This is a genomic window from Streptomyces sp. PKA51 (assembly GCF_057552455.1).
Window position 1 is genome coordinate 49190 of sequence record NZ_BAAJPZ010000009.1, and the last position, 22304, is coordinate 71493.

The following is a 22304-nucleotide window of genomic DNA, read 5'->3' on the forward strand; positions in this document are numbered from 1 at the left end:
CCATGACGCAACAGACCCGTGCCCACGACACCCCCCTCGGCGTGGCCGTCATCGGCACCGGACGGATGGGCGCGGACCACGTCCGGCGCCTGGCGGAGGCGACCCGCGGCGCACGGGTGACCGCGGTCGTCGACGTCGACGCCGGGCGCGCGCGGGCGGCCGCCGCCCTCGCCCCCGGCTGCACCCCCTTCACGGACGCGGCCGCCGCCATGGCCTGCGGTGACGTCGACGCCGTCCTCATCGCCTCCCCCGGCCCGGCCCACGAGGCGGCCCTGCTGCAGGCGCTCGCCCACGACCTGCCCGTCCTGTGCGAGAAGCCGCTGACGCCGGACGCGGCCGCCGCGCTGCGGGTCGTCGAGGCGGAGGTGCGCCTGGGCCGGCGCCGGGTGCAGGTGGGGTTCATGCGGCGGTACGACGAGGAGTACCGGCAGCTGAAGGCGCTGCTGGACGCCGGCGGGCTCGGGCGGCCGCTCCTGCTGCACTGCGTCCACCGCAACGCCTCGACGCCACCGGGGTTCACCGACCGGATGCTCGTCGAGGACTCCGCCGTGCACGAGATCGACGCGACCCGCTGGCTGCTCGGTCAGGAGATCACGGCCGTGCGCGTGCTGCGGCCCGCGCCCTCCCCGACCGCGCCCGCAGGACTCGGCGACCCCCAGCTGGTGCTGCTGGAGACGGCCGCGGGCGCGGTCGTCGACGTCGAGGTCTTCGTCAACTGCGGCTTCGGCTACCAGGTGCGCTGCGAGGCGGTCTGCGAACGCGGCAGCGTGCGCATCGGCGAGGAACGCGGGCCGCTCGTCGCCGCGGACGGGCGATGGGGCGGGCCGGTCCCCCAGGACTTCCTCACCCGCTTCCGCGCCGCCTACGACCGCGAGGTGCAGGAGTGGGTGGACGCCACGCGGCGCGGGGTGTGCACGGGCCCGAGCAGCTGGGACGGCTACGCCGCCGCCGCGGTGTGCGAGGCGGCCGTCCGGGCCCAGGAGAGCGGCGAGCGCGTCGAGGTCGCCCTGGCGAAGCGGCCCGCGCTGTACGACGAGACCGGCTGACGCAAGCACCCCCCACCTCTGCACCACCAGGAACGGAGCACGTGACATGCGGATCGGACTGCTCGGCGCTGGACGCATGGGTTCCCTGCACGCCGCGGCGCTCACGGCGGCCGACGGGGTCGGCGAGCTGGTGATCGCCGACGCCGACCCGGGCCGGGCGGCGGTCCTCGCCGAGGCCGTGGGCGCCCGCCCCGCCCGCAGCACCGGCGAGATCTTCACCTCCGCCGGCGTGGACGCCGTGGTGATCGCCACCGCCAGCGCCTCCCACCCGGGCCTGATCACCCGGGCGGCCCGCGCCGGGCTGCCCGCCTTCTGCGAGAAGCCCATCGCGCTGGACCTGGCGGGCACGATAGCCGCGCTGCGCGAGGTGGAGGCGGCGGGCACCCTGCTGCAGATCGGCTTCCAGCGCCGCTTCGACGCCGGCTACCTGGCGGCACGACAGGCGCTGCGCTCGGGACTGCTGGGGCGGGTGCACACGATCCGGTGCGTGACCTCCGACGCGACGCCACCGCCGGCGGACTTCCTGCCGCTGTCCGGCGGACTGTTCCGCGACTGCCTGGTGCACGACTTCGACGCGGTGCGCTGGCTGACGGGCCGCGAGGTCACCGAGGTCTACGCGCGCGGCGCGAACGGCGGCGCCGACTTCTTCCGGCAGGCCGGCGACGTGGACACCGCGGCCGCCGTCCTGACCCTCGACGACGGCACGCTGGTCACGGCGACCGCCACCCGGTACAACGGCGCGGGCTACGACGTGCGCACGGAGCTGTCCGGCGAACGCGACCAGTGGGTCGTCGGGCTCGCCGAACGGACCCCGCTGACCTCGGCCGAGCCGGACGGCCCCGGTGCCCCGCCGCACCCCTGGGCCGACTTCCGGGAGCGCTTCGCGGACGCCTACCGGGCCGAGCTCGCGGCGTTCGTCCACGCCGCCCGGGGGCTCGGCGCCAACCCGTGCCCCGGGGCGGAGGGGCTGCGGGCCCTGCACGTCGCGGAGGCCTGCGAGGTCTCGCGCCGGGAGGACCGCCCGGTGCGGCTGGCGGACGTCGGCTGACGCCGGTAGCAACCCCGGCCGGGTTGTTACCAGGTCACCCCGGGGTCACGGCCGTCACGAACGGGCCGTCTTTCCGTCACAGAGCCCCGACAGCCGTCGCGCGTGATCACGCGGCGTCGTGCCCTGGGGCGAGGCTCGCCGCGGAAGAAGCCGCGCCCGGCTCCCCCACGGATCCCCCCTTCCGTGACCGCGGCGCGGCGGGAAGGCGAGAGATGACCGACCGCCGACTCTGGTCCTACCGCGAGATCGCCGCACACATCGGTGTGCGGCCCGACACCGTGCGCTCGTACCGCAAGCACGGGCTGCTGCCGCCGCCCGACGCCAGCGAAGGCGGCAGGCCGCACTGGTACGCCGACACCATCCGGCACTGGGTGACACAGCGCCCGGGCGCGGCGAAGAAACGTTGAAACCTCCGATTCCCCACCCCCGACATACCCCCAGGGGGTAAGCTGTCGATCGTTATCCCGGCCGTCGCCGACGCCGGACGAACACGTGCGAGGAGTACGCCCATGACCACCACCGTCTACAAGGTGACCGGCATGACCTGCGGCCACTGCGAGTCCGCGGTCACCAGCGAGCTGTCCGCCCTGGAGGGCGTCACCTCGGTGCAGGCCGTCGCCGCCACGGGCCTGGTCACCGTGGACTCGGCCGCCCCGCTGGACGAGGCCGCCGTGCGCGCCGCGGTGGACGAGGCCGGCTACGAGCTCGCCGGCCCCGCCTGACCGAAATCAGGTACGCGATCCTCACAGAATCACCACAAGTGACCCCTTGCCCTCGTGTGCCCGATATGGCAGGAGACCTAGATCACAGCGATTGGGAGGTAACCATCGCCGGGGGTTGTGGGTCTAACCGTGCAGTGCTGGACGTCTTGGGGGACGGCCCGGCGCAACGCGTGGCCGGGGCACGTACCCGGGGAGCTTTGAGCGGCCCTCCCGTACGTACGCGTCCCGGCAGATCGCGTCCGTCGGCTCCCGGTCGGATCCCGTGGGGGGAATCCGACCGGGGCAAGGAAAGCGCCTCGCTCCGACCCGTGGGGGGATCGGGGGCGGGGCGCTTTTCGCAGCAGCACAGCGACAGGGCCCCCGCACCGTCACGGTGCGGGGGCCCTGTCGCTTACGACCTTGCAGTCTTACAGCCTTGCGGCCTTACAACCTTATGGCTTTACGGCCTTACGGCTCGACGCCTTCGCGTCAGCGCTGCTCCACCGGGACGAAGTCGCGCTGGACGACGCCCGTGTAGATCTGGCGCGGGCGACCGATGCGGGAACCCGGCTCCTTGATCATCTCGTGCCACTGGGCGATCCAGCCGGGGAGCCGGCCGAGCGCGAAGAGCACGGTGAACATCTCGGACGGGAAGCCCATGGCCCGGTAGATCAGACCGGTGTAGAAGTCCACGTTCGGGTAGAGGTTGCGCGAGACGAAGTAGTCGTCGCTGAGCGCGTGCTCCTCCAGCTTGAGCGCGATGTCCAGCAGCTCGTCGCTCTTGCCGAGCGAGGAGAGGACGTCGTGCGCCGCCGCCTTGATGATCTTCGCCCGGGGGTCGAAGCTCTTGTAGACGCGGTGCCCGAAGCCCATCAGGCGGACGCCGTCCTCCTTGTTCTTCACCTTGCGGATGAAGGCGTCGACGTCGCCGCCGGAGTTCTTGATGGACTCCAGCATCTCCAGGACGGCCTGGTTGGCGCCACCGTGCAGGGGGCCCCACAGGGCGTTGATGCCCGCGGAGATCGACGCGAACAGGTTGGCCTGCGAGGAGCCCACCAGGCGCACGGTCGAGGTGGAGCAGTTCTGCTCGTGGTCGGCGTGCAGGATCAGCAGCTTGTCCAGGGCGCTGACGACGACCGGGTCCAGCTCGTACTCGGCGGCGGGCACCGAGAAGGTCATGCGCAGGAAGTTCTCGACGTAGCCGAGGTCGTTACGCGGGTAGACCACCGGGTGGCCGATCGACTTCTTGTACGCGTAGGCCGCGATCGTCGGCAGCTTGGCGAGCAGCCGGATCGTCGACAGGTGGCGCTGGTTGTCGTCGAACGGGTTGTGACTGTCCTGGTAGAAGGTGGACAGCGCGCTGACCACCGAGGACAGCATGGCCATGGGGTGGGCGTCACGCGGGAAGCCGTCGTAGAACCGCTTGACGTCCTCGTGCAGCAGGGTGTGCTGGGTGATCTCGTTGCGGAAGGACGCCAGCTCGTCGACCGTCGGCAGCTCGCCGTTGATCAGCAGGAAGGCGGTCTCCAGGAACGTGCTGCGCTCGGCCAGCTGCTCGATCGGGTAGCCGCGGTAGCGCAGGATGCCCTGCTCGCCGTCGAGGTAGGTGATCGCGGATTTATAGGCGGCGGTGTTGCCGTAGCCGGAGTCCAGGGTCACCAGACCGGTCTGGGCACGCAGCTTGCCGATGTCGAAGCCCTTGTCGCCCACGGTGCTGTCGACCACCGGGTAGCTGTATTCGCCGTCCCCGTACCGCAGTACTACAGAGTTGTCGCTCACGTCATCCCTCACCGACGTTGTGCCTCTTCTTCGAGGTGCCCTGACTACCCCTACCTTCCCCCATTTGGACGCTGGACGTGCACTCGGGGTCGGCCGTAGGGCCCGTGGACGGCACTCAGTGCCGTCCAGCCTGCCCATCCTGCCCCCTTCGCCCGGATTGGTAAACCGTTCAGAGACGAACACCACCTCCGCCCGCGGCCGCGAGCCGGAAATCCAGGGCCGTGCAGCGCCGGCCCGCCGAGACGGTGCGTACCGCCTGGCCGAGGGCTCGCCGCGAGCCGACCAGGACGACGAGACGTTTTGCCCGGGTAACGGCGGTATAGAGCAGATTGCGCTGCAGCATCATCCATGCACCGGTGGTGACCGGGATCACCACCGCGGGGTACTCGCTGCCCTGCGAGCGGTGGATGGTGACGGCGTACGCGTGGGCGAGTTCGTCCAGCTCGTCGAAGTCGTAGCCGACCTCCTCGTCCTCGTCGGTGAGGACGGTCAGCCGCTGCTCGACGACGTCCAAGCCCGTGACCACCCCCACCGTGCCGTTGAAGACGCCGTTCTTCCCTTTTTCGTAGTTGTTGCGGATTTGCGTGACCTTGTCCCCGACGCGGAAGACCCGGCCGCCGAAGCGGCGTTCGGGCAGGTCGGGCCGGGCGGGCGTGATGGCCTGCTGCAACAGGCCGTTGAGGGTGCCCGCGCCCGCCGGGCCGCGGTGCATCGGGGCGAGCACCTGGACGTCCCGGCGGGGGTCGAGGCCGAACTTCGCGGGGAGGCGCCGGGCCGCCACGTCGACGGTGAGGCGGCCCGCCTCCTCGGTGTCCTCCTCGACGAAGAGGAAGAAATCCTTCAGGCCCTGGGTGATGGGCTGCACACCGGAGTTGATGCGGTGCGCATTGGTCACCACACCGGACTGCTGGGCCTGGCGGAAGATGCGGGTGAGCCGCACGGCCGGGACGGGGCCGCCCGGGGCCAGCAGGTCGCGCAACACCTCGCCGGCGCCGACGGACGGCAGCTGGTCGACGTCCCCGACGAGCAGCAGGTGCGCCCCCGGCGCGACCGCCTTGACCAGCTTGTTGGCCAGCAGCAGGTCGAGCATCGACGCCTCGTCGACCACCACCAGGTCGGCGTCCAGCGGCCGGTCCTTGTCGTAGGCGGCGTCGCCGCCCGGCTTGAGCTCCAGGAGCCGGTGCACGGTGGAGGCGTCCGCGCCGGTGAGCTCGGCCAGCCGCTTGGCGGCCCGCCCGGTGGGCGCGGCCAGCACCACCTTGGCCTTCTTGGCACGGGCCAGCTCCACCACGGACCGCACGGTGAAGGACTTGCCGCAGCCCGGCCCGCCGGTCAGGACGGCCACCTTGCTGGTCAACGCGAGCTTGACGGCCTCCTGCTGCTCGGGGGCGAGCTCCGCGCCCGTGCGCCCGGCGAGCCAGGTCAGGGCCTTGTCCCACCGGACGTCGTGGAAGGCGGCCAGCCGGTCCTCCGGGGTGCGCAGCAGCCGTGCCAGTTGCCCGGCCAGGGACAGCTCGGCGCGGTGGAAGGGGACGAGGTAGACGCCGGTGACCGGCTCCCCGCCGTCCGGGGCGGGCACCTGCTCGCGCACCACGCCCTCCTCGTCCGTGGCGAGTTCGGCCAGGCACTCGATGACCAGGCCCACGTCGACCTGCAGCAGCTTGACCGCGTCGGCGATCAGCCGCTCCTCCGGCAGGAAGCAGTGCCCCTGGTCGGTGGACTGGGACAGGGCGTACTGCAGGCCGGCCTTGACCCGGTCGGGGCTGTCGTGCGGGATGCCGACGGCCTGCGCGATGCGGTCGGCGGTCAGGAAGCCGATGCCCCACACGTCGGCCGCCAGCCGGTAGGGCTGGTTGCGGGTGACGGAGATGGAGGCGTCGCCGTACTTCTTGTAGATGCGCACGGCGATGGAGGTGGAGACGCCGACGCCCTGCAGGAAGACCATGACCTCCTTGATGGCCTTCTGCTCCTCCCACGCCGCGCCGATCGAACGGGTGCGCTTGGGGCCCAACCCGGGGACCTCGATCAGCCGGGCCGGCTCCTTCTCGATGATGTCGAGGGTGTCGGTGCCGAAGTGGGTGACGATGCGGTCGGCGATGCGCGGGCCGATGCCCTTGATCAGCCCGGAGCCCAGGTAGCGGCGGATGCCCTGGATGGTGGCGGGCAGGACGGTGGTGTAGTTCTCCACGGTGAACTGCCGCCCGTACTGCGGGTGGGAGCCCCAGCGGCCCTCCAGGCGCAGTGACTCGCCGGGCTGCGCACCGAGCAGCGAGCCGACCACCGTGAGGAGGTCGCCGCCGCCGCGGCCGGTGTCCACACGGGCGACGGTGTATCCCGTCTCCTCGTTGGCGTAGGTGATCCGTTCGAGGACCCCTTCGACCACTGCCAGTTGCACCATGCCCCGACGGTACAGCCGGGGCCCGACAGCCCGTTCGGGCCTGTGGATATCCCCGCTTCCGCTTGGCGCCCGGCGCGGTCGCCGCACGGCCCGGGGACGCTGCGAGGGGCCCGGTCCGACGGCCGGGCCCCTCGTGCTCCCCCTGGCGGACTTCCTCCTCATCCCCCCGGATCACCCCCGAGGAAGCCCGACGCCGGCTACGACTCGCTACGGCTCCACGGGGTTGCAGCGATTTCCGACTGTTATCGTTCCGTTACGGACGGTAGAACTGGCGTTCACAGGACGTGTGCCCGGTACCGCTCCAGCACCTCGGCCAGGACCTCCGCGCCCGCCCGCCGCCACAGCCGCTCGCTGAAGATCTCCACCTCGGCGGGGCCGGTGAACCCGGCGGCCCGCACGCGCTCGTGGAACCAGCGCAGGTCCACGCACCCGTCCCCCAGCTGGCCCCGGCCCAGCAGGACGCCCTCGGGCAGCGGCGTGACCCAGTCGGCGAGCTGGAAGGCCGCGATCCGGCCCCCGCGCCCGGCCCGCTCCAGCTGCCCGGCGACGGTGTCGTCCCACCACAGGTGGTAGGTGTCCACCACCACCCCCACCTCCTCGGCCGGGAAGCGTTCCGCGAGGTCGAGGGCCTGGCGCAGGGTGGAGACCACACAGCGGTCCGAGGCGTACATCGGGTGCAGCGGCTCGATCGCCAGCCGTACGCCGTGCGCGGCGGCGTACGGGCCGAGTTCGGCGAGGGCGTCGGCCACCCGTTCCCGGGCCCCGGCCAGGTCCCGGCTGCCGGGCGGCAGGCCGCCGGAGACCAGCACGAGGGTGCCGGCGCCCAGGAGGGCCGCCTCGTCGACGGCCGCCCTGTTGTCGGCCAGCGCCTCGGTCCGCGCCGCCGGGCCGGGGGCCGTCAGGAACCCGCCCCGGCACAGGCTGCTGACGTCCAGTCCGGCCGCCCGCAGCAGCCGTGCGGCGGCGGCCGGCCCGTACGCCCGCACGGGCTCCCGCCACAGGCCGACGCTGCGCACCCCCGCCTCCACGCATCCCGCGACGAGCTCGGGCAGGCTCCACTGACGCACGGTCTGCTGGTTGAGGGCGAAGCCGTCCGGGGCGGTCACTGCGCCACCCCGTGGACCGCCAGCAGGCCGGCCATGCGGGCCTGCGCGCGCTCGGGGTCGGGGAACAGCCCGAGGGAGTCGGCGAGTTCGTAGGCGCGTGCGAGATGCGGCAGGGAACGGGCCGCGTGCAGGCCGCCAAGCATGGCGAAGTGCTCCTGGTGCCCGGCCAACCAGGCCAGCAGGACGACTCCGGTCTTGTAGAAGCGCGTCGGCGGCTCGAACAGGTGCCGGGCCAGGGCCAGGGTCGGATCCAGGACGGCCCGGAAGCCCCGGCGGTCGCCGGCGTCGAGCAGGCGCAGGGCGTGGCCGGCGATCGGTGCCAGCGGGTCCAGGACGCCCAGCAGGGCGTCGCTGTGGCCCCACTCGTCGCCCTCGACGAGCTCCGGGTAGTGCAGGTCGTCGCCGGTGTAGCAGCGCACCGCGGCCGGCAGCCGGCGGCGCAGCTCCCGCTCGCGGCCGGCGTCCAGCAGCGAGACCTTCACCCCGGCCACCTTGCCGGGGTGCGCGGCCACGATCCCCAGCAGGACGTCGGCGGCGACGTCCGGATCGTGGCTGCCCCAGTAGCCGGCGAGCGCGGGGTCGAAGTCGGCGCCGAGCCAGTGCAGGACGACGGGAGCACGCGCCTGGCGCAGCAGGCTGCCGTAGACCTCCGCGTAGTCCTCCGGTCCGCGCGCGACGGCCGCAAGAGCCCGGGAGGCCATAAGGACGGCGGGTGCCCCCGCCTCCTCCACGACGGCGAGCTGCTCCTCGTAGGCGGCCGTGACGGCGGCCGGGGGGCCGTACGGCGGGGTCAGCTGGTCGGTGCCCGCGCCGCACACGAGGGTGCCGCCCACGGCGCGCGCCTCGGCGGCGGTGCGGCGCACCAGCTCGGCCGCGGCCGGCCAGTCGAGGCCGGCGCCGCGCTGGGCGGTGTCCATGGCCTCGGCGACGCCCATCCCGTGCGCCCACAGGTGGCGGCGGAAGGCCAGCGTGGCGTCCCAGTCGAGCCGGGCGGGTCCGTGCGGTGCGGTGCCCGTCAGGGGGTCGGCGACGACGTGGGCGGCGGCCAGGACCGCGCGGCGGCGCGGGGGCGGGCCCGGCGGCGGGGGGACGGCGCGCCCGGGCTCGTACGTCCGCAGCCGCCCGGAGGCGTCGGGCAGCCGGATCACAGGGCCGGCTCCGGTACGGCCACCCGCCGGCCCTCGACGGAGGAGCGCCGGCCCAGTTCGGCCAGCAGGACGCCGCGGGCCCCGGTCAGCAGGTCGTGCCGCCAGGGGCCGCCCCGGGCCACGTGGCGCAGGAAGAGCTCCCACTGGGCGCGGAAGGCGTTGGGGTGGTCCTCGTCGTCGGGCACCTCCTGCCAGTGGGCGCGGTGGTCGCGGCGGTGGCCCGCGTCGGGGTCCCAGACGTTCTTCGGCGTGGTGGCCCGGTGCTGGACGCGGCAGTGCCGCAGTCCGGCGACGGCCGAGCCCTCGGTCCCGTCGACCTGGATCTCCAGCAGGTCCTCGCGGTGCACGCGCACCGCCCAGGAGGAGTTGAACTGTGCGACCACCCCGCCCTGCAGTTCGAAGACGGCATAGGCGGCGTCGTCGGCGGTCGCGGCGTAGGCGGTGCCCTGCTCGTCCCAGCGCCGCGGCACATGGGTGGCCAGCCGCGCCTGGACGGATCGTACGGGCCCGAAGAGCTCGCGCAGCACGTACTCCCAGTGGGGGAACATGTCGGCCGCGATGCCGCCGCCCTCGTGGGCGCGGTAGTTCCACGACGGCCGCTGGGCGGGCCGGGTGTCGCCCTCGAAGACCCAGTAGCCGAACTCGCCGCGCACCGAGAGCACCCGGCCGAAGAACCCGGCCGCGAGGAGGCGGGCGAGCTTGCGGATGCCGGGCAGGAAGAGCTTGTCCTGCACGACCCCGTGCCGTACCCCGGCCCGGTCGGCCAGGCGGGCGAGCGCGAGGGCGGCCGCGTAGCCGGAGGCGACCGGTTTCTCGCAGTAGACGTGCTTGCCGGCCTGCAGCGCCCGGCGCAGTGCCGCCTCGCGGGCGGCGGTGGCCTGGGCGTCGAAGTACACCTCGACGGAGGGGTCGGCGAGCACGGCGTCCAGGTCGCAGCTCCACTCCGGCAGCCCGTACCGCTCGGCGAGCGGTCGCAGGCGCTCCGGCGAGCGCCCGACGAGCACCGGCTCGGGCCACAGGGTGCTGCCGTCGTCGAGGCGGACACCGCCGTCGTCGCGGATGGCCAGGATGGAGCGCACCAGATGCTGGCGGTGCCCCATGCGCCCGGTGACGCCGTTCATGGCGATCCGCACCGTCCTGCCTGCACCGTCGGCCATGGGCACAACCCCCCTCGTGCGGACCGCTTGTTTCGCACTGGGGGCATTTCCCGGCGCCGGGCGGGGAAACCGATCACCATGAAGCTGGCTTTCTCCACTCTCGGCGTCCCCGGTATGCCCCTGCCCGACGTGGTGGACCTCGCCGCGTCCTGCGGCTACGACGGAGTCGAGCTGCGGGCCCATCCGGAGGAACCGGTGCACCCGGGGCTGACGCCCGCACAGCGGGCCTCGGTGGCCGTGCGCTTCGCCGAGGCGGGTGTGGCGGTCCTCGCGGTCGCCGGGTACGCGCGCGTGGCCGGAGCCGGTCCGGACGAGCCGGTCATGGCGGAGCTCGACGCGCTGGTGCGGCTCGCGCGGGACGTCGGCGCACCGTACGTGCGGGTGTTCCCCGGCGGCGGGGAGCGGCCGGCGCAGGAGGCCGACGCGGACGCCGCGCGGCGGCTGGGGACCATCGCCCCGGTGGCGGCGGACGCGGGCGTGCGCGTCCTGCTGGAGACGCACGACTCGCACCGCCGCGCCCAGGACGCGGTGCGCGTGCTCGGGCCCGTCGGGCACGGCAGCGTCGGCGCCCTGTGGGACGTGCTGCACACCTGGCTGGGCGGCGAGGAGCCGGACGCGAGCTTCCCCGCGCTGGCCCCGCACCTGGGCTACGTGCAGGTGAAGGACGTCGCCTCGGTGGAGGAGACCGCGCCGCTGCCGCTGGGGGCGGGGGTGCTGCCGCTGGGCGCCTGCGTGGGCACGCTCAGCCGCGCGGGCTGGGACGGCTGGCTGTGCTGGGAGTACGAGAAGCGGTGGCACCCGCAGGCGGCAGATTTCGTGCAACTGGCCGGTCCGGGTGCGGAGTACCTGCGGGGGCTGGTCGCCGCCGCCCCGGCAGCGACGTGAGGGCGACGCCGCCGACCAGCAGCACGGCCGCGCACCAGCGCAGCGGGCTCACGCCCTCGCCCAGCAGCGCGAACGCCGAGGACATCCCGAAGACGGGCACCAGCAGGGTGAAGGGGGCGACGGTGGAGGCGTCGTAGCGGCGCAGCAGGTGACCCCAGGCGCCGAAGCCCAGCAGGGTGGAGACCCAGGCGACGAACAGGACCGCGCCGACGCCGGTGAGATCCGCCGAGCGCAGGGCGTCCAGGTCGGCCCGCGGTCCTTCGAAGACCAGGGAGAGCAGCAGCAGCGGCAGGACGGGCACGGTGCTCAGCCAGACGGTGAAGCGCAGCGCGTCCGGCGGTGCGGCCTTGCGCGTCAGGACGTTGGAGACGCCCCAGAAGGCCGCGGCGGCCACGACGCACAGGAAACCGGCGAGCGGCCCGGAGGCACCCTCGTCCACGGCGGCCACCGCGATACCGGCCATGGCGACGGCCATGCCCGCCAGGCGCCTCGGGCCGGGTCGTTCGCCGAGGGCGGCCACGGCGAACAGGGCGGTGAAGACGGCCTGCCCCTGCAGCACAAGAGAGGACAGTCCGGCGGGCATGCCCACGTGCATGCCGATGAACAGCAGGCCGAACTTGCCCACGCCCAGGACCAGTCCCACGGCGACGATCCACCGCCAGGCCACCGGCGGCCGACCGACGAGGAAGACGGCGGGCACGGCGGCGGCCAGGAAGCGCAGGGCGCAGAACAGCAGGGGCGGGAAGCGGTCGAGACCGGCGTCTATGACGACGAAGTTGACGCCCCACAGGGCGGCGACGCACACGGCAAGGAAGGTGTGGAACGGGCGCATACGAGCCATCATCAAGAGACCCGACCGTGCAGCACCAGCACACGTTCGTACATGATGGGTTTCAGCAACGCTCAAAAATGACAGGCCGTCCGAGGGAGGATTCCGAGTCGTGCTGGACCTTTCCCGGCTGCGCGCCCTGTACGCCGTCTCCGTGCACGGCACGGTCACCGCGGCGGCCGACGCCCTGGGGTACACCCCCTCCGCCGTCTCGCAGGCCATAGCCAAGCTGGAGCGGGAGACCCGCACCACGCTGCTGGAGCGCAGGGGGCGGGGTGTGGCGCTGACGGACGCGGCCGAGCGGCTGGCCGCGACCGCCAAGGACGTCCTGGCCATCGTCGAGCGGGCCGAGACCGATCTGGAGGAGCGGCGCGGCCTGCCCGCCGGGCGCCTGATGGTCGGGGCGTTCCCGTCCGCGGCCCGCGGCCTGCTGCCGTCCGTGCTGGCCGCCCTGGGCCGCGAGCACCCTGACGTCGACGCCCGGCTGGCGGAGGTGGAACCGCACCTGTCCGTGGGGCTGGTCGAGCAGGGCGTCCTCGACGTGGCCGTCGCCTTCGAGTGGGACGTCGCCCCGCTGCCGGCCCCGGACGGGCTGCGGCGCGCCCCGATCGGCGAGGACGTGTGCGATCTGCTGGTGCCGCGGGACCATCCGCTGGCGAAGCGGGCACCGGTGCTCCCGGCCGATCTGGCCCATCAGCGCTGGATCAGCCAGCAGCCGGGCAGCGTCTGCTACGACTGGCTCGTGCGGACGCTGCGCGCCTCCGGCAGCGAACCCGACCTGGCCTACCAGGCCACCGAGAACCACACCCACATCGCCCTCGTCGCCGCCGGGCTGGGCATCGCCGTCGCTCCCCGGCTGGGCCGCGGTCCGCTGCCGCCGGGCGTGGTGGCGGTGCCCGTCGAGCCCGTCCCCGTACGCCGGCTGTTCGCCTACTGGCGCACGGGGACCACCCGGCGGCCGGCGATACGGGAGACCGTGCGACTGTTGTCGGCGCACTGGCACGAGCGGCAGCTGGGAGAGCCGTGACCAGCCCGGTTGAGCGATCGATTCAACCGTATGATGAACGCTCGGCGAGAGGGCGGCAGATGTCGGTGGAGACAAAGGAACGGCTGATCACCGCCGCGAGCACGGTGCTGCGCACCCAGGGCTACGGCAAGGCCAGCGCCCGGACCATCGCGAAGGAGGCCGGTGTCAACTCGGCGCTGATCTTCTACCACTTCGGCGGTGTCGACCCCTTGCTGTTCGCCGCCCTGGACCGCTCCTCCGCCGAGCGGATGGCCCTGCACACCGCCACCGTGGCCGATGCCCGCACCCTTGCCGAGCTCGCCGAGCGCGCCACCCGCATCTACCGCGACGACCTCGAGGGCGGGCACATCACGCTGCTGTCCGAGCTGGTGGCCGCCGCCGTCGCCAAACCGGAACTGCGCGAGGGCATCCGGGTGCGGGTCGAACCGTGGATGGCATTCATCGAGGAGACGCTGGAGCGGGTCATCGGCGGCACTCCCCTGGCCCGCCTGACACCGCCGCGCGACCTGGCCAACGCCGCGGTCACCTTCTACCTGGGCGTGAACCTCTTCACCGTGCTGGACGCCGACCGTTCCCGCACCGAGTCGGTCTTCGCCATGGTGCGCCGGCTCGCCCCGCGGGCCGGGCTGCTGGCCGTGCGCTCGCCGATCCGGGCCGCCCGGGCCCGCCGCCTGACCCGCGTCCGCCGGACCCGCTAGAAGATCCCCGCCGGGGAACCGCCGGGGCGGACGCCACGTCCAAGCGCCGGGGGCGTGATCACCCTCCGCGAACCGTCCCGCACGCCTGGCGTGCGCCGGTGGCCGTCCGGTAACTCTGGAAGCCGGTTTGGCGGGTTGGGGGAAGAGATGCGCCATCGTGCGCTGCCGCGGGCGCTGTTCGCATTCGCCGTGCTGTACGGGTCGTGGGCGCTGACCGGCTGCCAGGCGCCGGCCCGCGGGGCGGCGGAGAGCGTCGTCCCGGGCGATCAGGCCCTGGCCCCCGCGCCGACCGGCCCCGGGGCGGGCGCGGCGTTCCTGGCGCGGGGCGCGTGCGCCGGCCGGCAGGCGCCGCAGGGCGCCTTCGGCGAGGTGGACTGCGCCAGCGAGCGGGCGGCGGCCAGCGTCCTGGCGCGCTACTACGGCCCGCAGTCGGGCGGCCCGCGCTGCCCCGACATCACCGACTTCGTGCTGCACATCACCGCCGTCACCGAGGGCACCTCGGAGGCGCTCAGCGCGCCGGAGGGCTACGCCTGCATGCGCAATCTCGCCCCGCCCCACCCGGGCGACCCCGGCATGGGCGGCGGCCCGCTGACGGTGCCCGGGGACTGCGTCTACACCGAGCACCGCGGGGTGGTGAAGGAGACGGCGTGCGACGGCTCCCTCGGCCACGCGCCGGAGTACCGGGTCGAGTCGGCGGTGCGCACGCGCTCCGCCTGCCCGCCGGACACCGACCTGTACGTACAGGTCGGCGGCGGGACACCCGTGGGGTGCGCCCGCCGCCTGCCCTAGAACACCGCTCCCGAGGCCCTTACGGCCGCAGCGTGTTCTGACGCTCGACCTTCTGCTTGTCGAGCTTCTCGTTGTACGGCGCGAGCGGCTTGGCCTTGTGCTCGTCCTTCTGGACGGCCGCCGGGGCGACGCCCGCCCAGCGCAGCACCTCGGCCGTCGCGGTGGCCCGCTCGTCGGCGACCAGCTGGGAGATGTTGGAGCCGTGGTTGCCGCCGGGCGCGTAGAAGCGGTAGTCGTGGCGGGCGGTGGCGTTCCGGCCGAGGCGGAACGGTTCGGCGCTCCAGGGGTCGTTCTGGCCGTAGACGAAGAGCATGTTGCTGCTCTTCTCGCGCACCCAGCGGTCGACGTCGGTCATCGCACCGGGGCGGAACTTCATGGGGATGTCACGCGGCACGTAGGTGCGCGGCTGGTAGCTGTCGCGGTAGCGCAGCAGGTCCTTCAGGTGCGCGAACTTCGGCGTCGGCGAGCCCAGTTCGGTGCCGGCCTGGTAGTAGTACGGCGTGAAGCGCTCCAGGCCCTGGTCGGTGTAGCCGTCGAAGCCGGAGATGTCGTCGATGAACTTGTACAGCTCGTCGGTGGACGCCTTCGTCGCCGGGACGGTCTTGCAGTCGCTCTGCAGGTGGTACTGCCAGAACGCCCACACCAGGTCGAGGACGACGTTCTCGTAGGCCTTGTCGGCGCTGCCGACGGTCTTGAAGGTCTTGCCGTTCTCGTCGGCCCACTTCTGGTAGCGGGCGACGATCTCGCCGCGGCGGACGAGCGCCTCGCGCTGCACGGAGTTCAGCTGCGTGCGGCAGGCCTGGTCGCCGACGTTCGCCAGGAAGCGGTCGTAGGCGGAGTCCTCGTCGTTGACCACGTCGTTGGGCGCGACGTAGGCGACGGTGCCGTTCATGTCCTTCGGGTAGAAGCGGCGGTAGTACGTCGCCGTCATGCCGCCCTTGCTGCCGCCGGTCGCCAGCCAGTTCTTGCCGTAGACGGGCTTGAGGGCCTCGAAGAGGCGGTGCTGGTCGCTGGCGGCCTGCCAGATGTCGAGCTTCGACCAGTCGGCCGGCTGCGGCCGCGACGGGGTGAAGAAGCGGTACTCCATCGACACCTGGTTGCCGTCGACGATGCGCGTGGGCTCGCTGCGGGACGGGCTGGTGGAGACGTTGTAGCCGGAGGTGTAGAAGACGGTGGGCCGGTCGGTGGCCTTGTGCAGCAGCGTGAAGCGCTGCTGGAAGGTGCCCTTGGCCGGGTTCCTGTGGTCCACGGGCTGGGTGTAGTTCAGCACGAGGTAGCGGTAGCCCTCGTAGGGCTTCTCCTCGACGAAACTCATCCCCGGGATCTTCAGGATGCGGTCCTTGATGTCCGGCGTGGCGGTCGTGTCCGCCGCCATCGCCGCCGTGCTGCCGGCACCGACCGTCCCTATGGACATCGCCAGTGCCAGCAGCGCTCTGACAGCCTTGCGCATGCGCCCTCCCCTTGGTTCGCGAAAGTCGCCGCGAACCTACCGGGGCGCACGGCCGCCACGCCAGAGCCCTGGGCGGCGGAAAAACGACCTTGACCTGCGCCCCGGTTCGCCCTACGGCGCGCCGCAGGGGCGCGGGGAACTGCGCGACGAGCCACCGCGCGCCCGCAGTTCGGCACCGCACCGCGCCCCCTACGGGGCGCCTAGGCGAGAACGGCCTCTCCCGTGAACGTGCGCCACAGACGGGCGTAGTGGCCGTCCTGGGCGAGCAGTTCGGCGTGCGTGCCGTCCTCGACGACGCGGCCGTGGTCGAGCACCACGACGCGGTCGGCGCGGGCCGCCGTCGACAGCCGGTGGGCCACCACCAGGGTCGTGCGGCGGCCGGCGAGCCGGTCGGTGGCCTGGTTGACCAGGGCCTCCGTCGCGAGGTCCAGGGCGGCCGTGGCCTCGTCCAGCAGCAGGACGTCGGGGTCGACGAGCTCGGCCCGGGCCAGGGCGATCAACTGTCGCTGGCCGGCGGAGAGGTTGCGGCCGCGCTCGGCGACCGGGTGCAGGTAGCCACCCTCCAAGGTGGCGATCATGCCGTGCGCGCCGACGGCCCGTGCGGCCGCCTCGACCTCGGCGTCGGTGGCCTCCGGGCGGCCGTAGGCGATGGCGTCGCGCACGGTGCCGGGGAAGAGGTACGGCTCCTGCGGCACGACGCCCAGGCGGTGGCGGTAGGCGACGGGGTCGAGCGCGCGCAGGTCGACCCCGTCGGCCAGGACGGCGCCGGAGGTGGGGTCGTAGAAGCGCGCGACCAGCTTCACCAGGGTGGACTTCCCGGCGCCCGTCTCGCCGACGAAGGCGACGGTCTGCCCGGCGGGCACCGTGAGCCGGATGCCGGACAAGGCCTCCTCCCCGTCGCCGTAGCCGAAGTGGACGTCGTCGAAGACGATCTCGCCCGTCAGCTTGCGCACCGGCTGCGGATCGGCGGCCACCGGCGTGGCCGTCTTCTCCTGCAGCAGCTCCTGGACGCGGCCGAGGGAGACCATCGCCTGCTGGTAGCCGTCGAAGACCTGCGACAGCTGCTGGACGGGGGCGAAGAACAGGTCGATGTAGAGCAGGTAGGCCACCAGCGCGCCAGCGGTCAGGGTGCCGTCGCTCACCCGGCCCGCGCCCACGATCAGCACGCCGGCCGCGGCGACGGACGACAGCAGCTGCACGAAGGGGAAGTACACGGATATCAGCCACTGGCCGTGCACCCGCGCCTGCCGGTACTGCGCGCTGCGCTCGGCGAACCGGCGGGCACCGGTCTCCTCGCGGCGGAACGCCTGCACGATCCGCAGCCCGGCGACGGTCTCCTGCAGGTCGGCGTTGACCACGCCCACGCGCTCGCGGGCCAGTTCGTAGGCCTTGACGCTCTGCCGGCGGAAGAAGACGGTGCCGACGACGAGCGGCGGCAGCGTCGCGAAGACGACCAGGGCGAGCTCCACGTCGATGACGACGAGGGCGACGAGGATGCCGAAGAAGGTGAGCACGGAGACGACGGCGGTGACCAGACCGGTCTGCAGGAACGTCGACATGGCATCGATGTCCGTGGTCATCCGGGTCATGATCTTGCCGGTCAGTTCGCGCTCGTAGTAGTCGAGCCCGAGCCGCTGCAGCTGGGCGAAGATCTTCACGCGCAGCGCGTACAGCAGCCGCTCGCCGGTGCGTCCGGTCATGCGGGTCTCGCCCACCTGCGCGGCCCACTGGCCGACGACGACGAGCAGCGCGAGGGCGGAGGCCGCCCAGACGGCGCCGAGGGCCAGTTTCTGGACGCCCTGGTCGATGCCGTGCCGGATCAGTACGGGCAGCAGCAGGCCGGCCACCGCGTCGGCGGCCACCAGCAGCAGACTCACCGCCAGCGGTGCCCCGAAGCCCCGCAGCATCTGCCGCAGCCCGTAGGACTCCTCGGGCCGGGCGGCCTGCTCCTCGTCGATGTCGGGGGTGTCGGTGGCCGGGGGCAGCGCCTCGACCTTGGCGAGCAGTTCGGGGGAGGCGGGCGTGCCGGCCGGCGCCCGGAGCGCGCCGTCGTCCTCCTTGCGCACCCACAGCTGCGGGGTGACGCCGTCGACGACACGGCGGGGGGCCGCGGGGGCCTCCTCCTTGAGCGCCGGGCGCTCCATCAGGCCGGTGGCGGCGGCCTCGCCGCCGAAGGCGGCGCCGACGCCCACCGCGCCGGCGGGGTCCTTCGTCACCCCGGCCAGCTCCTCGGGGTCCGTCAGCAGGCGGCGGTAGAGCGGACAGCGTTCCTGCAGCTCCTCCGCGGTGCCCACGTCGACGAGCCGGCCGCCGTCGAGGACGGCGATGCGGTCGGCGAGGGCCAGGGTGGAGGCGCGGTGGGCGATCAGCAGGGTCGTACGGCCCGCCATCACCCCGCGCAGCGCCTCGTGGATCTCGTGCTCCACGCGCGCGTCGACGGCGGAGGTGGCGTCGTCGAGCACCAGCAGCCGGGGGTCGGTGAGGATGGCGCGGGCGAGCGCGAGGCGCTGGCGCTGGCCTCCGGACAGGCTCAGGCCCTGCTCGCCGACCTTGGTGTCGTAGCCGTCGGGCAGGGCCGAGACGAATCCGTCCGCCTGGGCCGCGCGGGCCGCCGCCCGTATCTGCTCGTCGGTGGCGCCGGGCACGCCGAAGGCGATGTTGTCGCGGACGCTGTCGGAGAACAGGAAGCTGTCCTCCGGCACCAGCCCGATGGCCGCGCGCAGCGAGGGCAGCGTCAGTTCGCGCACGTCCTGGCCGCCGATGCGCACCGCGCCGCCGGTGACGTCGTAGAAGCGCGGCAGCAGCAGCGCGAGGGTGGACTTGCCGCTGCCGGAGGCGCCGACGACGGCCACCGTCTCGCCGGGCTCCAGGCGCAGCGAGACGCCCTGCAGGACGGCCCGCCCGGAGCCGTAGCCGAAGGTCACGTCGTCGAACTCGACGGTGGCGGGGGCGTCCGCGGGCAGTTCGCGCGCGTCGTCGCGCTCCTTGACCACCGGTTCGGTGTCGACGAGCTCCAGGACGCGCTCCACGCCGGCGCGGGCCTGCTGGCCGACGGTGAGCACCATGGTCAGCATCCGCACGGGGCCGACGAGCTGGGCGAGGTAGGTGGAGAAGGCGACGAAGGTGCCCAGGGTGACCTGGCCGCGGGTGGCCATCCAACCGCCGAGGGCCAGCATGGCGACCTGTCCGAGGGCCGGGACGGCCTGCAGGGCGGGGGTGTAGCGGGAATTGAGCCGTACGGTGCGCATCCGGCCGGCGAAGAGGCCGCGGCCGACCTCGCGGAGCTTGGCGGCCTCCTGGGCCTCCTGCCCGAAGCCCTTGACGACGCGCACCCCGCCGACGGCGCCGTCGACGACGCCCGCGACGGCCGCGGCCTGGGCCTGGGCGTACCAGGTGGCCGGGAAGACCTTGGCGCGGCTGCGCTGGGCGAGGAACCACAGGGCGGGGGCGACGGCGAGGGCGACGACGGTCAGCAGCGGGGAGAGGGCGAGCATCACCACGAGGGAGATGACGAACAGCAGGATGTTGCCGATCATCATCGGGAGCATGAACAGCAGCGACTGGATCAGCTGCAGGTCGCTGGTGGCGCGGCCGATGACCTGTCCGGTCGACAGTTCGTCCTGCCGCTTGCCGTCCAGGCGGGCGATCGCGGCGTACATCTCGGTCCGCAGGTCGTGCTGGACGTCCAGGGCCAGCCGTCCGCCGTAGTAGCGGCGCACGTAGGTCAGCGCGTAGACGACCAGCGCCGCGACGATCAGGAGGGTGGCCCAGGGGGCGAGGGGGCGCCGGTGGGCGCCTATGACGTCGTCGATGATCAGCTTGGGTATCAGGGGGACGAGCGCCATGACGGCCATGCCGGCGAGGGACGAGCCGAGGGCCAGCAGCACCGCCCCGCGGTACCGCCAGCAATACCCGGTGAGCCGCCTGGCCCACCCCTGACCGGTCGTGGTCGTCGCGGCCACCCGGAACCTCCCCGTCCTATTCCTGCCTGTCTCCGACGGAAGGCCCCAACGCTCTGGGCTGCGGATTTCATCCCGCTGTCATGCACTGCGACACGCACGTCACATTCCCGGTACGTACTGGATCAGCAGGTCGATGAGCTTGATGCCGGCAAAGGGGGCCACCAGCCCGCCGAGCCCGTAGATGCCCAGGTTGCGGCGGAGCAGGGCGTGGGCGGAGGCGGGTACGTAGCGCACGCCGCGCAGGGCGAGGGGGATGAGGGCGACGATGACCAGGGCGTTGAAGACGATCGCGGAGGCGATGGCGGAGGTGGGGCTGTGCAGGCCCATGACGTTGAGCTTCTCCAGCCCCTCGTAGCCGGCCACGCCGCCGAACATGGCGGGGACGATGGCGAAGTACTTGGCGACGTCGTTGCAGATGGAGAAGGTGGTCAGAGCGCCGCGGGTGATCAGCAGCTGCTTGCCGGTCTCGACGATCTCGATGAGCTTGGTGGGGTCGGAGTCGAGGTCGACCATGTTGCCGGCCTCCTTGGCGGCGGAGGTGCCGGTGTTCATGGCCACGCCGACGTCCGCCTGGGCCAGGGCGGGGGCGTCGTTGGTGCCGTCGCCGGTCATCGCCACCAGGTTGCCGCCGGCCTGTTCGCGCTTGATGAGCGCCATCTTGTCCTCGGGCGTGGCCTCGGCCAGGAAGTCGTCGACGCCGGCCTCGGCCGCGACGGCCTTGGCGGTGAGCGGGTTGTCGCCGGTGACCATGACGGTCCTGATGCCCATGGCGCGCAGTTCGGCGAACCGCTCGGCGATGCCGGGTTTGACGACGTCCTTCAGATGGACGGCGCCCAGGACGCGTGCCCCCTGGGGGTCCTCCATGGCCACCAGCAGGGGCGTGCCGCCGCCGGCGGCGATGCTGTCGGCGATCCAGCCGGCCTCCGCGGGCACCTGCCCGCCGCACCGGGCGACCCATGCGGTGACCGCGCCGGCGGCGCCCTTGCGGATGCGGCAGAAGTCGCCCTGGTGATGGAAGTCGACGCCGCTCATGCGCGTCTGCGCGGAGAAGGGCACGAAGCGGCCGTGCGCGAGCTCCCCGGGCGCGTGCCGGATGCCGTAGCGCTCGGCCAGGGCCACGATGGAGCGGCCCTCGGGCGTCCCGTCGGCAAGAGAGGACAGCTGGGCGGCGTCCGCGAGCAGCTCGGCGGCGATGCCGCGGACGGGTACGAAGGAGGCGGCCTGCCGGTTGCCCTGGGTGATGGTGCCGGTCTTGTCCAGCAGCAGGGTGCCCACGTCGCCCGCGGCCTCCACGGCCCGGCCGGAGAGGGCGATCACGTTGCGCTGGACGAGGCGGTCCATGCCGGCGATGCCGATGGCGGAGAGCAGGGCGCCGATGGTCGTCGGGATCAGCGTCACCAGCAGGGCCACCAGGACGGTGATCGACTGGGGGGCGCCCGACCAGCCGGCCATGGGCTGCAGCGAGACCACGGCCAGGATGAAGATCACGGTGAGCGCGGCGAGCAGGATGTTCAGGGCCAGCTCGTTGGGGGTCTTCTGCCGGCTGGTGCCCTCGACCAGCGTGATCATGCGGTCGAGGAAGGTGCTGCCGGGACGCGAGGTGATCCGCACCACGATCCGGTCGGAGAGCACCGTGGTGCCGCCGGTGACGCCGGAGCGGTCGCCACCGGCCTCCCTGATGACGGGGGCGGACTCGCCGGTGACCGCCGACTCGTCCACAGAGGCGACGCCGTCGACGACCTCGCCGTCGCCGGGGACGGTCTCGCCGGCGTCCACCACGACCACGTCGTGCGGCCGCAGGTCGGTGGCCCGGACCCGCTCCTCGTACCACTCGCGGCGGTCCATGCCCACCCGCCAGCTGCGCAGCCGGCGCGCGGTGGTGCTGCTGCGGGCGCGGCGCAGCGACTCCGCCTGCGCCCGGCCGCGGCCCTCGGCGACGGCCTCGGCCAGGTTGGCGAAGACGACGGTGAGCCAGAGCCAGAGGCTGATGAACCAGGTGAAGACCGACGGGTCGAGGATCGCGGACAGCGTGGTGAGCGCCGAGCCCACCTCGACCACGAGCAGCACCGGATGACGGACCATCACCCGCGGATGCAGCTTGCGCACCGCCTCCGGCAGGCAGGCGAGCAGCTGGCGGGGTTCGACGACCCCGGCCCCGATCCGCCGGTGCCGGCGGCGCCCGCCGCGGGGCGGCGCCGGCGGCAGGGTCGGGGGCTGCTGCTGAGCGGTGTCCGGTCCCAGGTCAAGCATCGGCGGTGTCGGCCTTCGGCAGTCGGTGAGG

At 73.1% G+C, this 22304-nt stretch carries 16 protein-coding genes and 1 pseudogene; 8 read left to right on the top strand and 9 right to left on the bottom strand.

The genetic code is table 11. From position 1 onward, the window contains the following. The first annotated feature begins 2 nt into the window (after nt 1-2). The 4 genes from AC27L3_RS15875 (at nt 3) to AC27L3_RS15890 (ending at nt 2816) form a co-directional block, all read left to right on the top strand. Nucleotides 3-1046, top strand: coding sequence for a Gfo/Idh/MocA family protein (locus tag AC27L3_RS15875; protein ID WP_487234664.1), 1044 nt, complete (start codon nt 3-5; stop codon nt 1044-1046). A 46-nt stretch (nt 1047-1092) separates the two neighbouring features. Beyond that, complete coding sequence (locus tag AC27L3_RS15880; protein WP_487234665.1) at nt 1093-2094, top strand: Gfo/Idh/MocA family protein; 1002 nt, start codon at nt 1093-1095, stop codon at nt 2092-2094. Between the two features lie 212 nt (nt 2095-2306). Continuing rightward, the gene (locus AC27L3_RS15885; protein WP_344434433.1) at nt 2307-2501 is read left to right on the top strand and encodes a MerR family DNA-binding transcriptional regulator; all 195 of its coding nucleotides are present in this window, start codon (nt 2307-2309) and stop codon (nt 2499-2501) included. 102 nt (nt 2502-2603) lie between these two features. Continuing rightward, nucleotides 2604-2816 carry a heavy-metal-associated domain-containing protein gene (locus tag AC27L3_RS15890; protein ID WP_365967635.1) on the top strand — a complete coding sequence of 71 codons (213 nt, stop codon included), beginning with the start codon at nt 2604-2606 and terminating at the stop codon, nt 2814-2816. 468 nt (nt 2817-3284) lie between these two features. On the opposite strand, the gene AC27L3_RS15895 is transcribed toward AC27L3_RS15890, so the two are convergent. From AC27L3_RS15895 to AC27L3_RS15915, 5 genes are all read right to left on the bottom strand, one after another. Next, entirely contained in the window at nt 3285-4574 is a 1290-nt protein-coding gene (locus AC27L3_RS15895; protein ID WP_365967634.1) for a citrate synthase, read from the bottom strand. Nucleotides 4575-4743: 169 nt separating this feature from the next. Then, the gene (gene recD2 / locus AC27L3_RS15900; protein ID WP_487234666.1) at nt 4744-6972 is read right to left on the bottom strand and encodes an SF1B family DNA helicase RecD2; all 2229 of its coding nucleotides are present in this window, start codon (nt 6970-6972) and stop codon (nt 4744-4746) included. Nucleotides 6973-7247: 275 nt separating this feature from the next. Beyond that, complete coding sequence (locus AC27L3_RS15905) at nt 7248-8078, bottom strand: sugar phosphate isomerase/epimerase family protein (RefSeq protein ID WP_487234667.1); 831 nt, start codon at nt 8076-8078, stop codon at nt 7248-7250. After that, nucleotides 8075-9226: a DUF993 family protein gene (locus AC27L3_RS15910; RefSeq protein ID WP_487234668.1), complete on the bottom strand. Its 1152-nt coding sequence runs from the start codon at nt 9224-9226 to the stop codon at nt 8075-8077. Before AC27L3_RS15910 ends, AC27L3_RS15905 begins: the two co-directional genes overlap by 4 nt. After that, nucleotides 9223-10383 carry a Gfo/Idh/MocA family protein gene (locus tag AC27L3_RS15915; RefSeq protein WP_487234669.1) on the bottom strand — a complete coding sequence of 387 codons (1161 nt, stop codon included), beginning with the start codon at nt 10381-10383 and terminating at the stop codon, nt 9223-9225. Before AC27L3_RS15915 ends, AC27L3_RS15910 begins: the two co-directional genes overlap by 4 nt. A gap of 114 nt (nt 10384-10497) precedes the next feature. On the opposite strand from AC27L3_RS15915, the pseudogene AC27L3_RS15920 reads away from it, so the two are divergent. After that, nucleotides 10498-11127, top strand: a pseudogene (locus AC27L3_RS15920) (sugar phosphate isomerase/epimerase family protein); the annotation flags it as partial. On the opposite strand, the gene AC27L3_RS15925 reads toward AC27L3_RS15920, so the two are convergent. Then, nucleotides 11126-12100, bottom strand: coding sequence for an EamA family transporter (locus AC27L3_RS15925; protein ID WP_487234670.1), 975 nt, complete (start codon nt 12098-12100; stop codon nt 11126-11128). The pseudogene AC27L3_RS15920 and the gene AC27L3_RS15925 sit on opposite strands and share 2 nt — an antisense overlap. A gap of 109 nt (nt 12101-12209) precedes the next feature. Here AC27L3_RS15925 and AC27L3_RS15930 point away from each other — a divergent pair, with 109 nt between their 5' ends. The 3 genes from AC27L3_RS15930 (at nt 12210) to AC27L3_RS15940 (ending at nt 14611) form a co-directional block, all read left to right on the top strand. Further along, the gene (locus AC27L3_RS15930; RefSeq protein WP_487234671.1) at nt 12210-13124 is read left to right on the top strand and encodes a LysR family transcriptional regulator; all 915 of its coding nucleotides are present in this window, start codon (nt 12210-12212) and stop codon (nt 13122-13124) included. A 59-nt stretch (nt 13125-13183) separates the two neighbouring features. After that, nucleotides 13184-13822 (top strand): TetR/AcrR family transcriptional regulator, encoded by a 639-nt coding sequence (locus AC27L3_RS15935; protein WP_487234672.1) that lies wholly within the window; start codon nt 13184-13186, stop codon nt 13820-13822. 147 nt (nt 13823-13969) lie between these two features. Further along, nucleotides 13970-14611 carry a hypothetical protein gene (locus tag AC27L3_RS15940; protein WP_487234673.1) on the top strand — a complete coding sequence of 214 codons (642 nt, stop codon included), beginning with the start codon at nt 13970-13972 and terminating at the stop codon, nt 14609-14611. A gap of 19 nt (nt 14612-14630) precedes the next feature. Here the strand turns inward: AC27L3_RS15940 and AC27L3_RS15945 are convergent, their stop codons facing one another. From AC27L3_RS15945 to kdpB, 3 genes are all read right to left on the bottom strand, one after another. Next, the gene (locus tag AC27L3_RS15945; RefSeq protein ID WP_487234674.1) at nt 14631-16061 is read right to left on the bottom strand and encodes a S28 family serine protease; all 1431 of its coding nucleotides are present in this window, start codon (nt 16059-16061) and stop codon (nt 14631-14633) included. A 200-nt stretch (nt 16062-16261) separates the two neighbouring features. After that, nucleotides 16262-20023 carry an ABC transporter ATP-binding protein gene (locus AC27L3_RS15950; protein WP_487234675.1) on the bottom strand — a complete coding sequence of 1254 codons (3762 nt, stop codon included), beginning with the start codon at nt 20021-20023 and terminating at the stop codon, nt 16262-16264. 99 nt (nt 20024-20122) lie between these two features. Further along, complete coding sequence (gene kdpB / locus AC27L3_RS15955) at nt 20123-22273, bottom strand: potassium-transporting ATPase subunit KdpB (RefSeq protein ID WP_487234676.1); 2151 nt, start codon at nt 22271-22273, stop codon at nt 20123-20125. Nucleotides 22274-22304 lie beyond the last annotated feature (31 nt).

Bases quoted from the DNA above. Each gene is read 5' to 3' on its own strand.
- AC27L3_RS15935 (WP_487234672.1), top strand. From the start codon at position 13,184: ATGTCGGTGGAGACAAAGGAACGGCTGATCACCGCCGCGAGCACGGTG.
- AC27L3_RS15945 (WP_487234674.1), bottom strand. From the start codon at position 16,061: ATGCGCAAGGCTGTCAGAGCGCTGCTGGCACTGGCGATGTCCATAGGG.
- AC27L3_RS15885 (WP_344434433.1), top strand. From the start codon at position 2,307: ATGACCGACCGCCGACTCTGGTCCTACCGCGAGATCGCCGCACACATC.
- AC27L3_RS15880 (WP_487234665.1), top strand. From the start codon at position 1,093: ATGCGGATCGGACTGCTCGGCGCTGGACGCATGGGTTCCCTGCACGCC.
- kdpB (WP_487234676.1), bottom strand. From the start codon at position 22,273: ATGCTTGACCTGGGACCGGACACCGCTCAGCAGCAGCCCCCGACCCTG.
- AC27L3_RS15915 (WP_487234669.1), bottom strand. From the start codon at position 10,383: ATGGCCGACGGTGCAGGCAGGACGGTGCGGATCGCCATGAACGGCGTC.
- AC27L3_RS15940 (WP_487234673.1), top strand. From the start codon at position 13,970: ATGCGCCATCGTGCGCTGCCGCGGGCGCTGTTCGCATTCGCCGTGCTG.
- AC27L3_RS15875 (WP_487234664.1), top strand. From the start codon at position 3: ATGACGCAACAGACCCGTGCCCACGACACCCCCCTCGGCGTGGCCGTC.
- AC27L3_RS15890 (WP_365967635.1), top strand. From the start codon at position 2,604: ATGACCACCACCGTCTACAAGGTGACCGGCATGACCTGCGGCCACTGC.
- recD2 (WP_487234666.1), bottom strand. From the start codon at position 6,972: ATGGTGCAACTGGCAGTGGTCGAAGGGGTCCTCGAACGGATCACCTAC.
- AC27L3_RS15925 (WP_487234670.1), bottom strand. From the start codon at position 12,100: ATGCGCCCGTTCCACACCTTCCTTGCCGTGTGCGTCGCCGCCCTGTGG.